We start from the raw sequence: 12,922 nt of genomic DNA, 5'->3' as shown, positions 1-12,922 counted from the left end.
TTGTGCTTACTGTGCTGGCTGAACTACCTGCTCAATAAGACTGCTCACGTACCGTTTCGGAGGGCATCCACTATCCTGACACCGACGAGACCGTAGATGAGTCCGAAGAGACCGAGGTAGAACCCTATGTAGAAGGCCCATGTCTCCCCCATCATACCCGTGTCCAATATCGTGAATCCTCCATAAAGTACGAGTAGGATTGCGAATAGCTCAACGAGGAGGGCTTTCTGGACGGACATCTTATTAAAGGTCTGTCTTTTCGACAATCAATAATCCCACGATGCCTGGCTCACCTGTACTGTTCATTAGCGGATCAGACCCACCAGTTTCGTGGAACTACCGCCGGCTACCCAGTCCACCCGCCGATCTCGACCTGTGTACTGTCTGCTGGAGCATCGTCCGCTATCCTCGCAGCTGAGTCAAACGGGGGCTCGACGAGATGCGGCACTTCATCGTCGTATGTCCGGTCGGGACGTTTCACACAGTCGAACGTCACGATGGGGCTACACTCACTACAAGAGTGCGTTGCCCCGTCGAAGCCATTGATACTCACCGACCAGGAGATAACGCTCGCGAGCCGATACGTCTCCGCTGCTGGACGACGAGTACTGGCAGACTGGCAGCCAACAGCTCCACAGACATCGCAGGTAAGCAGATAGTCCCGATCTGCCTCGTGGAAGAGCGAAGCGGCCTGTTCGACGTTGTCGTGGTCCTGAAGCGCACACTCCCGGCAAATCGTAAATCGGAACACGCCGTCTTCTCGGTCGACCTCGTTGGGCCACCGGACATAGGTGTACGCCTCACCGGAGATCTCGGCTCTGTCCCCACAGAATCGACAGCACTCGGCCGTTGCTTCGGGCTGGACGTCGGTCACTGAGACCACCGTGCAAGTGTTGACTGCTCGCGAGCAGTATCCACGGGACAGACAAAGCGCCACTTGTATCGCTCACGAATCGGCTTGTTCTCGCGGTTGCTTGCCTGCCCTGGTTCACGGTAGCCCGTACAGGTCCAGCCCTTGTCTTGCAGCGCCCGAACCATCGCCCCATCGTAGTCCGAGCGTACCCACGTCAACAAGAAGCGAGTGTCACGGTCGTCAGCCTGCAAGAATCGCTCTTGTGAGCGGGCTAACGCTGCCGACGCGAGGTTTGGCATCCGAACGCCCATGCAAATCCGCGCGGCCTCGACGAGCGAGTCCCCAGAAATCACCTCACTGTCAACGACTGGTGTGTCCGTCGACGGAAGCACCCGCCGGGCGGTTGCTCTGATCTCCGTGGGAAGGCTGTCGATCTCGACGGGCTCGGGACAGAGCTGGCCGTCGACGCCGTACCGGATTCGCTTCTTCGAGATGAGCGGGTAGCGGTAGGTGATGGCCCCGACTAGCGAGTCCTGAAAGTACATCCCGTGGTGAGCGAGATTGACCGACGGCAGTGACCCCATGTAGGAGTGGTGCGCCTCGTACACGGCGGCCGCTGTTTCTCTGTCGATTGGCTCCACGCCGACATGATCGGCAAATCGAATCCCGAGAGGTGCGGTGAACGGGTCGCCGTTGGCGTGAATCGGACAGGAACACTCCCCTGTGTCTGCTGGCGGGCGATGCTGGAACGACTGTGTTCGCGTCGATGCTGAGTGTGTGGACATCCTCTCACCCGCTAGAGGAACAGAAAATCGCTATCGAGTTACCACGGGGTGATCACAATGCCTGCGTCGGGACCTTCGATATACACTGGTTCGCACCCTCGGTAAAAGATCGTGAACCGCTCAGGCTGATACGCAGGATGCTTCGCAAGCGTTGCGATTGCACGGCTCACGTCGGCTGGCGGGAACTGTGGCTCGCCCGACCGGAGTGCAAGGCGGCCAGACTGGAGTGGCCCCCACGACTGGAACTGGTAGTCAGCTGGGGGAGTGAACGTTTCTCGGGCTGTTGCCACAAGATACTCAGCACCGTCGACGACCTTTGCAGCTATCGGATACCGGGCAGACTCCGGGCGCACGGTGATAGCTCCATCGAGCGCGGGGACCACTTCATCTTGCCAGACAAACGCCGATGGTGGCTTGACGACTGGAATTGGTTGCTCGTCGACGGGCGATTCGCTGCTGTTCGTGGCTGATCCGTCACGGGCTTTGGAGGTTGGTTCTGTCATCCTTGCACCCGCCAGAGGAACAGAAAACCGCCGTCTCAGTCGAGGCCGGGGAGTCGTTCAGCAATGATGATGCCGCCCCTCGGCCCCTCCAAGTACAGTGCTGTGTGCCCCCGGAAGTAGATGGTGTAGCGGTCTGGAACGTACTGGTGACCGGGTGAAAGCGTCGCGATAGCCTTCGACAAGATCCGCGCCGAGAACAGTGAGTCGCCGTTGTGGTTCGACAGGCGGCCAGATTGCAGTGGGTCCCAGCTGTCGAACTCGTGGTCCGCTGGTGGCGTCAGTGTTGTCCGGGCCGTTGCGATCAGGTAGTCAGCCCCCTCGACAACTTTGGCGGCGGTGTTCGTTACATCTGGAATGAATTCCACATTCTCTCCAAAGTCGGTCATCGGCTCGTTGTCCCAACGCAATGCTTCTGGATGGCCGGCGACCGGCACCGGCGGGCCTCGGAAGCTCTCGCTTCGGATGTGGGATTTTGCTTTGCTCTCGCAACCGAATGTCTCTCCACAGGTGCACTCGAACGATTCGTCGTTGCGATAGTAGCCGTCGGTATCCTGTGAGCGGACGAGTTCACCGTCATCGTCCATGTAGATGGTGTCGACATACCCCCACGAATACGACACCTCGATCTCGTGCTCTTGACTGGGCTTGCTGAAGTCGAAGCCGGCTTGCTGATCTGGCTGTCCGTCCTGCGTCTGAGTCGGATCAGTTTCTGTCATCCTCTCACCCGACAGAGGAACAGAAAATCGTCCGACACAGCGTGTTAACCAACAGAAGCGATGAGTGTTGGTTAAATACGAGGTGTCAGCCCGACGACCACCGTTTCAGGTCGCTCTGGGCGTTGGCCTGTCCACAGAACGACAATCAGTCGGACATTGGAACGCTCACTGCTTCGTCGTCGCGAGCGACGTAAGCGAATATCTCAAATGGCTATCTCCTACAGAACTTCTGGAATTGAAAAAATTTCAACTGCAATATTCAGAAACTAAGACAAAGGAGTAATTTCAGCCATCTGAATCTGAGAGGCTGAGAGGCCCTTTAGACAACTCTTAGCAATCATATTAGAGCCTCAGGTTATAATACAGCACACTAATACCCCGGCAAATAGCTGCTACCGCCCAAATGACTAGTGCTGAATATAAAATCGTAGCAGCTAATCTTTGAATGAGAAGTCCTGCAGTCATGTAGCCTCCAGACCCAGAGAGTAGCACGTCCGTATTAACCGTTGAGTTGACAACACCCGGCACTACTGCCCCAAACGCGAAATAGTAAACCAACAGCGCACCCCATAGTATATGTAATCCGTTCCACGCTACACTTGCATGGCGAATGTGAGGTCCACCGTTCCCAGGGTTTCTGGCCTTGATTCGGTCCAAAAACCAGCCTTCAGCCCACTTTGAGATCAGGGTCGTTGCCAAGAAAAACGCGATTGAGACACCGACTAACGCAGTTGTCGATTCAACTCCAGTGCGCGCTTCGAGTAATGGAGGTAGTATAGTCAGTGCACCTAATACGGACACTATGATGAATGTCAAATTATGAGAATAGTAAGTTGCACGGTAGACCGATAGAAGGAACGCAAACTTGTCATGCCGATCCAGATCGGGAATAAGTTGAGAAATCAAGTTATACTGAGATATAGTGCACTCATACGTAATATTTGTCTTATCTAGGTTGGAAATATCGGGAACACGACCACATAGATAATAAATGTCTACTGTACGTTCTCGCCTCTTCTGGCTGGCTCCGGAAACTTAGGTTTTGAGCTAAGGCCGCAAGTGGACACTGGAACACCTGTCCTGAGCGATTCGATTTCTCGTGATTCAGGAACCGGTAAGTGCAAGGCTCGCGCCCTGTATTCATCAGCAGTAGTTATGATATAACGCTGGCAGCACTGTTTCACTGAGTTCAGTAAAAGCCTCACTGGCAGTAGCTCTCCTAGCCGTAGACCTCGATGGGAGTGAGTCCTGCCCGGTATTCCACTCTGTCTCTCTCGTGTTGGCTCCGATACGCGAGCGTCTGTCCGTTCTCATACTCGACGACAATAGCATCCTCAAGGCCATTTACAGTTGCTCTCGAACCGTCAGCAGCCCAGACGGGGTCCATCGGTTCCGCTGTTAGCGGGGTCCGGTCTTTCTCCACGGTCGGCCACACACCCGCGATTTCCAGTATGACCGGATGTGTCTCAAACTCTCTCGAACCGTCTCCCGGATCGAGAGGTGGTCCGCACTCCCGTAGCCGTGTGGTGAGAAGTACTCGCCGTGAAGCGCCGCAAGATGAATCCCGTTCCAGTCGACGCCAACGATATCGGCTGGTTCCTCACCGGTCACACGCGGCTGTGATAGTTCCTCGATCACCGGATACTGCTTCGTCGGACTTGCCCCCAGCAGATGCACGCGCCGCCCCCGCCAGTCCACGATGTCCGTGTACTCCTCGGCTGTCTGGTCAGAATATCCCATCGGGTATCCCAAGACAATATCTTCGTCGATCACATCGATTGCGTCGCGGCACTTCGGGACGATGATGACCTCTGTCCCTGGAAACTTCCGTTTCAGCTCCCGTGCGGCTTGGTTGTACCGTCGCGCTTCCTGCTGGTCGTATGCATCGCCGAGCATCCCGACCGACGGCTCGCATCGCTCGAAGCGCTCAATGTACCGGTCCAAGTCTGGATTCCGGAAGTCGTTGTCTAGAATCTCAATCGGGACGTCGACGTTCCGCAGCGAGGACTGGTAGGTGTAGTCCTCGCGAACGCCGACGGCGAATCCAAGCCGGTAAGCATCGATTACGAAGGGCTCGCGATGGAGGAACCCGATGTACTCAGCCTGCTGTGCATCGCCGACAGCCGCCGCTGACCAAGAGTGTCGCGCCTCAGAAGACATGGAAAACACCGAGCGCACCGACCGGCGCGCCCAGCTGGCAGGCGCGGCACAAAACGACCCCGCGCTTTAAATACGGAGACGGGAAGAAATGTCGAGGAGAATGAAGGAAGGTATCGAATCGCAGTACGACGACCCTGACAGCTACCGGGGCGAGTACCCACCAGACTGGGCGTACCGGATCGTCTTCCGGAAGCAGTTGGACAACAACACTTGCACCAACTGCGGGACGCGGTTCCCTGCGGAGGATTTGGAAGTCGTGCGACGAATCCCCGCCGAGAACGGCGGGACAAACAAGACCACGAACCTGCTGACAGTGTGTTCTACCTGCGAAGAAGACATCAAGCAGACGGGACGCCTGAACCTGCCAGCGTCAGCGAACCAAGAGCCAGCAAGCAGTCCAGAAGCAGACTCCCACAGAGTGCTTGCGTTGCAGAGCGAAGTCCCGATCACTGAGGAAGTCGAGGGCGAAACGGAGGGCAACGGGCAGTCTCGTGGTGTCTCCCGGCTGGAAGCCAGCCACGTCGAGACACAGTCGAGGAGTCCTCTTGCAGTCACCACGACGACCGAGGACAGCGACGAGCAGTCCGACCAGGACGACACCGACGAGCGTGTTGGATGGCGACGGCTATTCGTTGCGTCGGTAGGAGGCACAGCGATGTTTCTGACATACTTCTGTGCGTTTGGTATCTCCTATTTCCTGTCCTCGCTTGCGGGTGATGTAGCGTTCTATGGCCTCCCACTGGCCGGGCTCGTAGCGGGAGTCCGGTGGCGGCTGTCGACAGCCATTGCATCCGTCTGCGTTGTTTTGATGTACGCTGCCGTCTGGGAGTCTATCTCGACGGAACTGCTCATGTCTCCGTTGGCGTGGATTCCCGTGGTTGCGCCACTGGCTGGGATTGCCTACGGACTCATAACCGAGCGCACTGAGTTCTCGCTGCGGAACCTTCCTTCAGATCCGCGACTGGTGGTCCAGCGCTTCCGTTGACGAAATATACTCTGATAACTGGTCCACGACCGACGGATCGAACGAGTCGGAGACGTGCCGCACGTTCCACAGCCCAGACTGATACACCTCAGATTTCGGCGAGTGGTATCCAAGCCAATCGAGGTCCGATGGTCCTGCGGATCGACGATGATGCGACACCATCGCGATGGTATTTGACTCAATCTCGGCTCTGTCACACTCTGGGCCGGGCTTGCCCGGAACGTCAACCCAGAGAAACGGCAGATCCCGGATGTACTCCGACACGCGCTGTTCAAGTTCGTGTTCCTGCTCGCGAACAGTCGTTGTTTCCTCATCGGGATTCGGTTCGCCCCAGTGAGGATACTCGTCGCGCCAGCCGTGCTTCTCGATCAGCGCCCGTCCAACGTGCAAGCGAAAAATCGAACCGCGATGGTTGCCACCGCCGGCGTACTTCCCTCGAACATTCCCACGATGTTGTCTGAGTCGATTCCAGAGCGTGTTCGACGAGCCGGTACTGACGCCGACGGTGCCGATCCGCGAGAGTCGCCAGTCGACCGCTGTCGTTGCGCGAAGGTCGCTTGCTGGCGAGAAGAAAAAGTACACTCCTCGGTCGGGCCAGTCCAATCGCCCGGTCACGTCTCCGAGGTAGTACGGCCCTCCGATCTGGTCACGCAAGTCAGCTAAGACACTCAAGAACTGTCCGACAGGACTGCCACCTGACGCTGCTGTGGAACGCATATTCGACTCCCTCGCCCATCAGGGGAGTCACAAAATACGGCTCTCAAGCACGTCTGGAAAAGCACGACCGACTGCTCAGCTGTCACCTTCGACGGCGTCGATCAGATCCGCCGCAGTCGACGAGATACGGTCCAGCCGGTCCCGCAGCGTCTCTGGTGCGTCGCCGTCCCACGCCGCCAAGTAGAACGCCGAGTTGTCGGGGTCCAGCCCAAAGTGACGACTGACCACGTAGGCGACTGCCTCAGCCTCGACCTCACGTTTCGACCGCTCCGCCTCATCCTCGACATTGAAGTGAAGCTCCGCATGGGCGAACTCGTGAATCAGTGTACTCGCGAGGGCGGCCCGATTCTCCCGGTCAACCGCTTCGATCATCGGATTCGTGGTCATCACGCTCCGACGCTGGCAGACACCCCGTGCAGACCCATGCTCCCACTCTTCCGGAGTGACGATTCTTGCGTCGACGCCGATCTCGTCGGTGGCGTCCAAGAGGTTCTCGACAAGTCCATCCGGGTCGCCGTGAGCTTCTGTCTCCAGTTCGGGAAGCGGTTCGCCCTCGGTCTGAGAGATATCGAACACCGACGTTGGCCGGAACCCGACCAGTCCCCGACGCCACTGCTCGGGGTCCGTTTCATCGTACTCGCAATCCGTGTTCTCGTGATACGACGGCGAATTGCCGCATTCGGGGCACTTCTTCGTGATGATCGGAGCCCAGATCCAGATCGCATCCTCGCCTTGCTGGACGTAGCGGTCGAACTCATTCTGCCACGTATTGTAGCCGGCGACTCGCGTTGCTTCGGGACACTGGAGCTTGATGAGTAGCGTGTTCCGGGCCGAGTAATCGTGGAACTTGCTCTGCACATCGAGCCACTGCTGGAACTGCTCACTGGTCTGCGCTTCGTCGGTGAGGTCGGCAAGATCCTCGACCCACGCATCGAGTTGGTCGCGCATCTCCTCGTCCCGGGAGTCCGAATCGTCGAAGGTGCAAGTGGTCTGTTGGCTGGACTGCTCTGGAGTCTCTGACTGTATCGTTGACATCGGTCTATCTTCGGGACGCACTCTCGGGCACGCCCCCGCACCTCCACTGGGGGTCACAAAATCGACTGGCTGACTGAGCGAGAGCGAGGTGAGGTGGCTACCTGTACCGCTCCGGCGGGTAGAAGACGACGTGGATAGCAGAGCCAAGGTTGTACCACGACTTTGCGAGAATCGAGACCTCTAGTCCCCACTCGGCGGCAAACTCGAAGACGTCGAACCAGAGATTGTGGGGCGGCTCTGTGGAATCCAATCGCTCGATATTCCCCGGATAGACGTGCATCGAGTACAACGCCGGCTCGCCATCGTCAAGCCAGAGCGTCGAGTGGTCGTCTGCTGGCGGGCTGTGAGGCGGTCCGTTTGGGTCGGTGTCGGCGTCAAGCGGCGAGTGCGGGCACTCGTCGTCGCCCGTGATGAGACGGCGTATGCAGGCTGTCTCGGCAGTCTCATCGAGGTCGAAGGATTGGGCAAACGCATCGCGCTGGTACTCGCCCATGATCGCGCCGAGCGCCCGCCAGATGTCATCCCACCTTGGGTCCTCTGGCTCGTGATCGAGGTAGTCGTGGACAGCCTCGCGCAGCTGTCGGTACTCGTCCCATGCCGGGACAGGCTCGTTCGGGCCGGGTGTCGGCCAGTCAGTGCGGTCCATACGCTTGGGAAAATTCCGATAGGGTATCAACTCTCGGGACGCGCCCATACGCCGCGTCAGAGAAGAGGTCCTGACGCTAACCAACACCGAGTGGAATGTGGGGTACTGTGTTGGTTAGTCTGCGAGTTGGCTACTCCGCGCCTCTAGCCTCCCAGCCCTTGTGGAAGTACACCAGCGCCATGTCGGAATCAAAACACTGCCCGGACGGAACGTGCTGCAAGACGTTTTGTTCTGGGACGGATTCGACCACACCCTCATTGAGTAGACTGGTAACGACCTCACGCCCTCGTGGCTCGTCGATCTCGACGGTATCGGGACGCTGCCGGTCACGGTCCTGTGCGATCTGTTCGCGCTCGAAGCGCTCGTAGTCTGGAACTGTTTCGGTCGGGTCCATAGAGGAAATCCCTCACCCGACCGGGGAGACACAAAATCAGCGCTAACCAACAGTCCGAAAGTATGGCGGTCACTGTTGGTTAAGACACACCACCGTTTCTGCAAAACGCTCGAAGCTGAGTCAGTTCGGGAGCTTCGGCGCGATCACGAATTGTATCGCTCCATCAGCGTCCGGGAACTCGGATTTCAGCACGAGCGGCACCCCGTTTCCGATATGTAGAACCCGATTCGTGCCGTCTGGCAGGCCAGCGTTTGCCGATTTGACCAGCGACGAGTCAAGTTTCACTGCGACATCCGCAGGCTCGAAGGCGATGAGATCGGTGTCGTCCCACCGGTAGGTCATGCTGTCAGTGTCGCCGTCTGCGGCAAACCGCACTTCTCCGGCATCAGAGTCAACGGTGAGATCAAACCGGTCGGCAAGCATATCTGCTGCGTCAAGACCAAGCGATATGTCGTCTGGACTCAGGTGGACAGTTGCCGGGATGTCTATCTCTGGCATCTCGACAGGGTAGCGGAGCGATTCAACCGCATCAAGCTCGATGGTGCGCGTTATCCCGTCGATGTTGATTTCTAGTGTGCTGTTTGCCGCATCGAGTGCGAACTGTGCAAGGTCGCCTGCATCGCCGACCGAGAGTGCATCGCGAACTCGTCTGACGTCCACCCCCAACGTTCCCCTCCCTGCATCGAAGGAGGTGAACGAACTCCCAGAAACACGCAAGTCGACCATCGCGTGTCCCTGCAGGTCAGCCGCCCGGATGGCGATTCCCGACTCTGTAATTCCTATCCGCGTCTTGTCCGTGACCGTGCCAGCCGCCGCGAAGATCCGCTCAAACAACTGGACCTCGCCGCTGATCCGAAGATGCTGCGGGGCATCGAGCGACAGGAGGTCCGCAGTGTCGAGTTCTGCGTCACCGTCCGGCGGCGTCTCTGGCACGCTCGTTTCGGCGTCTGTGGTTGCTGCTTCGGTGCTACTGGTCGCTGTGGACTGTGACATTTCGATTTCCCTCCACTTGCCGGAGGGTACACAAAATGAGCCGTTGGCGGCGTCGATGGCACGTTTGGTGTGAATACGATTCTGTATCCATCAGAGGGGGTGAAACAACTGCTCTGGAAGCGTGCTTATCGACCGCGAAGGAACGGGGACACAAACGCATAGGCGCAGATGAGTAGTGTGATAATAAATAGAGGAAATCCTAATCCATCTTCGTCAGCGATGATGAGTCCGGCTGTGAGGATTGATACCGCCATAGCGACGAGTGCTGTGCGGATTGAACGGAGGTTACGGAGCGTGGCTTCATCTGTCATACGTATGCCGGATATGGATTCCATATCAGCCTTGCGAAGCTAATGTCTTATACCGAATCCTGCTTGTCCGATTTCTGTTGACTGCTGCCGTCATGAATATGTTCGCCGTATTCACAACGGCCGGTCAGGGGACCACCGACGCGAGGCGATGAGTATTGTAGTCGACCGTCCATCGCGAGTAGTTCTGTGTTATCCAGTACTCGCGAACGACTGCAACGTCTTCCAGCGACTCCTCGGGTTGTTCCCACGCAAACTCGTAGCCGGCGACTACATCTCCCTCGTCGAGATATCCAACCGGATGCTCCGGCCCGTCCCACTCAACCGAGATTGGGTCGCCACCGTTTGGGGGCTGGACTCCACGGCTGACTGTCCCCTGGATGACGGATGGGTCATTCGTCAACCCATGCAGTTGTGCTAAGTCACTGGCTTTGATCGTGAACTCATCCTCCTCGCCGACGAACGAGTGCTGGGTTTGCCCGCGTACTGTTGCGTACTCTACGCTCTCGATATCGACACCGAGAGCGTCGGATAGCAGGTGGGTAAACTCAGCGGCTCCCGTGCGGACTGTTTGGTTCTGTTCCTCGATCTGCAGGGTCGTCTCTGGCGTCCGAAGCTCCCTCGTGTATGGATTCTCCGGCCGCTCAACGAGCATACAGCTGCACAAGAGCGTCCCTTCTGGACCCGTCAGAATCCACGGCTGTTTCCCGCACGGGATGGCAGTATATTGCGACGCAGTGTATCGGCCACCGCCAGTGAGGACTCGGAATTCCTTTTCAAGAGCCTGTGCGTCAATGCCGTACCCGTAGCTGTCAGCGAGCCCGTCGACGAATGTGACTCGAGTGTCGACTGAACTGAAGTCGTCGTACGTGTTTGGGATTTGCAGGAGGTCACCAGTTGCGTACTGCTCAACGTAGTCTCCGACGTCCCCATCAACGACCCACCGGGTTTGCTGTTTGGTTGCTCGACCAGCCGACGTGTTGATCGACGACGCCGGCCGCTGTGTTGTCAGCCCCCAGTCCTCGTCCGGGGCTGCCCAACTGGTATCGTCGCGGTCAGGAGCGCGACACGTCGTCGCGCATCGGGCGATGCTTGCAGCATCGGGATCGAGGTCGTCGTCGGCGCTGTCTCCGTCTCCGAACGTACCGAGTGAAAGGTCAGTCATCCTCTCACCCGCCAGAGGAACACAAAATTTTGGACTGGCTCACGGTCAATACAGAGAGGAATTCGGCTGTTTCGCTGTGCTTGGTAAGAGCCGACCCAGAAGGAGTGTTTCAGAGTCAGAAACACTCTGTGGGGCTTGATTATCCACTGGCCAGTATGTGCAGGTAGCCGCCGGTCGGAGGCGGTCCCCGAAAAGTATCCGACACGCTTGCCCCATCACTCCCCAACTGACCCCCAGTGTTGGCGAGCGCTAAGTGCTCGACCCGCTGCCCTCCAACGTGCCCCGTTTCCCCTCCACCTGCGTTCCACTCTCCGTACTCCCCTATCGTGCTTTCACCAAACTCCTAGAGTTCGGTGCTGTCGTCATGAGTCACAGTCTGTTGCTGACACACGGGCATCAGTGTTGGTCAGGAACCCTTTGTACGGTGGCTTCTGAGTAAATAACTGATCCGCCTTCTCGCGGGTCTGTACAAAGCACTACCTTCCTGGGAGACTTGTTTCACTGACTGGCCTGGTCGGATTAAAATACCGTCACCGTCTGTTCTACAAATCAGCAGATATTACGAGGAGATATCGGTGAGACAGAACTCGAGATTCGAGCCGAATTGCAAGCTTCCGAGGTGGATGAATCGTGACGAGACGCTCACAACGCCATCGGAGTACAGCACTCCCATTCGCGTACAGAGAATCCGGGCTCGACTTCGACCTGGAGGGTTATTCCGTCGACGGCAAGAAACCAGTAGACCTAGATCTCAAGGCTGGGCAGAAAGATATCGACTTGGTGTCTGCTCTCGAGCCAGAGGACGGTGAGGAGCCATCAGACTGGGAAAAAGTCGTCCTGTACGGGAGCCTCAAAGTACCCGAAGAGACTATCGAAAACGTCTTTCCGGAGGAGGAGCGCCAGAACCCACCTGCAAAGCTCTACGTCACTCTTCGCTGCCACGAGACTATCTACAGAGATCGGAAGATACTCGCCGACCCCGTAGCCGAACCAGGGGAACACGAAGTGGCCATCGTCCTGTACAAAGAGGATATCAGAGGCACCGTCGAACTCCGACCGTACTTAGTTCGCACCGAAGACAGATCTGGTGAGGGTCGTTAAGCGACGAAGAAGAACTTCCGAGTGGCGAGTGGCGATATCTACAGAGCCATTATCGACAGACCCCCTGGTGAGCAACCACCAGCGATCGACGGCGAGGAGATCAGTTTCTCCCGAGCATCACATCTTCCTGGTGGCGACAAGCTCTACTATCTGGACTTCCGGAACGAATCCCGACCGAAGCTGTGGCTAAACTCGGATCACCCGCGTATCACCGATGTCCTCCAGAGCCGTGGGTCTGTAGGTGCCGAGGCACGGATGCGTGACGTCATCCTCGACCAGATCAGCTACGGAATCTGGACTCAGCTGATATTGCGTACTGGGAGTGCGATCGACGAAGAGGGCGAAACAGAGCACGAGTGGCAGGAGACGGTTTTGGAGACGTTCGCGCGAAATCTGTACGATGTCGACGACCTCGAAGAGGCGAAACACGAGTTGCGGTCCGATCTCGAAGGGACTGACTCGATATCACATTTGATGGAACTGATCGACCGCGAGCTCCAGGAGTATATCGACCCACGGACACAACTGATCAACCTGATGGAGGAGGGCCTCAGGATCTAA

Annotated in this window: 14 protein-coding genes and 1 pseudogene; 3 read left to right on the top strand and 12 right to left on the bottom strand. The window is 57.5% G+C overall.

Going from position 1 to position 12,922, the window contains the following annotated elements; translation table 11 throughout:
• Positions 1-44: 44 nt before the first annotated feature.
• The 6 genes and pseudogenes from Har1131_RS19260 to Har1131_RS19235 form a co-directional block, all read right to left on the bottom strand.
• Positions 45-239, bottom strand: a complete 195-nt coding sequence (locus Har1131_RS19260) for a hypothetical protein (RefSeq protein ID WP_151147823.1) — start codon at positions 237-239, stop codon at positions 45-47.
• Between the two features lie 107 nt (positions 240-346).
• Entirely contained in the window at positions 347-874 is a 528-nt protein-coding gene (locus Har1131_RS19255; protein WP_191907505.1) for a hypothetical protein, read from the bottom strand.
• The gene (locus Har1131_RS19250) at positions 871-1,638 is read right to left on the bottom strand and encodes a hypothetical protein (RefSeq protein WP_121513541.1); all 768 of its coding nucleotides are present in this window, start codon (positions 1,636-1,638) and stop codon (positions 871-873) included. The genes Har1131_RS19255 and Har1131_RS19250 overlap by 4 nt, the downstream gene beginning before the upstream one ends.
• Positions 1,639-1,676: 38 nt before the next feature.
• Positions 1,677-2,141: a hypothetical protein gene (locus Har1131_RS19245; protein ID WP_121513540.1), complete on the bottom strand. Its 465-nt coding sequence runs from the start codon at positions 2,139-2,141 to the stop codon at positions 1,677-1,679.
• A 35-nt stretch (positions 2,142-2,176) separates the two neighbouring features.
• A complete protein-coding gene (locus tag Har1131_RS19240) occupies positions 2,177-2,857 on the bottom strand; it encodes a hypothetical protein (RefSeq protein WP_151147829.1) in 681 nt (226 codons plus the stop codon).
• A gap of 1,219 nt (positions 2,858-4,076) precedes the next feature.
• A pseudogene (locus tag Har1131_RS19235) lies at positions 4,077-5,017 on the bottom strand (DUF6610 family protein).
• A gap of 100 nt (positions 5,018-5,117) precedes the next feature.
• On the opposite strand from Har1131_RS19235, the gene Har1131_RS19230 reads away from it, so the two are divergent.
• Positions 5,118-6,002 carry an HNH endonuclease gene (locus Har1131_RS19230; RefSeq protein ID WP_151147835.1) on the top strand — a complete coding sequence of 295 codons (885 nt, stop codon included), beginning with the start codon at positions 5,118-5,120 and terminating at the stop codon, positions 6,000-6,002.
• Here the strand turns inward: Har1131_RS19230 and Har1131_RS19225 are convergent.
• From Har1131_RS19225 to Har1131_RS19200, 6 genes are all read right to left on the bottom strand, one after another.
• Positions 5,967-6,719 carry a hypothetical protein gene (locus tag Har1131_RS19225; protein ID WP_191907496.1) on the bottom strand — a complete coding sequence of 251 codons (753 nt, stop codon included), beginning with the start codon at positions 6,717-6,719 and terminating at the stop codon, positions 5,967-5,969. The two genes, Har1131_RS19230 and Har1131_RS19225, sit on opposite strands and share 36 nt — an antisense overlap.
• A gap of 75 nt (positions 6,720-6,794) precedes the next feature.
• The gene (locus Har1131_RS19220) at positions 6,795-7,754 is read right to left on the bottom strand and encodes an ArdC-like ssDNA-binding domain-containing protein (RefSeq protein WP_151147634.1); all 960 of its coding nucleotides are present in this window, start codon (positions 7,752-7,754) and stop codon (positions 6,795-6,797) included.
• Positions 7,755-7,851: 97 nt separating this feature from the next.
• On the bottom strand, positions 7,852-8,400 hold the full coding sequence (locus Har1131_RS19215; RefSeq protein WP_151147637.1) for a hypothetical protein: 549 nt from the start codon (positions 8,398-8,400) through the stop codon (positions 7,852-7,854).
• Positions 8,401-8,530: 130 nt separating this feature from the next.
• The gene (locus Har1131_RS19210; RefSeq protein WP_151147640.1) at positions 8,531-8,794 is read right to left on the bottom strand and encodes a hypothetical protein; all 264 of its coding nucleotides are present in this window, start codon (positions 8,792-8,794) and stop codon (positions 8,531-8,533) included.
• A 120-nt stretch (positions 8,795-8,914) separates the two neighbouring features.
• Positions 8,915-9,787 carry a hypothetical protein gene (locus Har1131_RS19205; protein WP_151147642.1) on the bottom strand — a complete coding sequence of 291 codons (873 nt, stop codon included), beginning with the start codon at positions 9,785-9,787 and terminating at the stop codon, positions 8,915-8,917.
• Between the two features lie 435 nt (positions 9,788-10,222).
• Positions 10,223-11,260: a hypothetical protein gene (locus Har1131_RS19200; RefSeq protein WP_151147645.1), complete on the bottom strand. Its 1,038-nt coding sequence runs from the start codon at positions 11,258-11,260 to the stop codon at positions 10,223-10,225.
• A 630-nt stretch (positions 11,261-11,890) separates the two neighbouring features.
• Between Har1131_RS19200 and Har1131_RS22330 the strand changes: the two genes are divergently transcribed.
• Both Har1131_RS22330 and Har1131_RS22325 read left to right on the top strand, forming a co-directional pair.
• On the top strand, positions 11,891-12,361 hold the full coding sequence (locus Har1131_RS22330) for a hypothetical protein (RefSeq protein WP_225308166.1): 471 nt from the start codon (positions 11,891-11,893) through the stop codon (positions 12,359-12,361).
• Between the two features lie 21 nt (positions 12,362-12,382).
• Positions 12,383-12,922: a hypothetical protein gene (locus Har1131_RS22325; protein ID WP_225308167.1), complete on the top strand. Its 540-nt coding sequence runs from the start codon at positions 12,383-12,385 to the stop codon at positions 12,920-12,922.

The sequence above is a fragment of the Haloarcula sp. CBA1131 genome, assembly GCF_008728975.1.
Lineage (GTDB): Archaea > Halobacteriota > Halobacteria > Halobacteriales > Haloarculaceae > Haloarcula > Haloarcula hispanica.
This window is presented reverse-complemented; position numbering and strand designations above follow the sequence as displayed.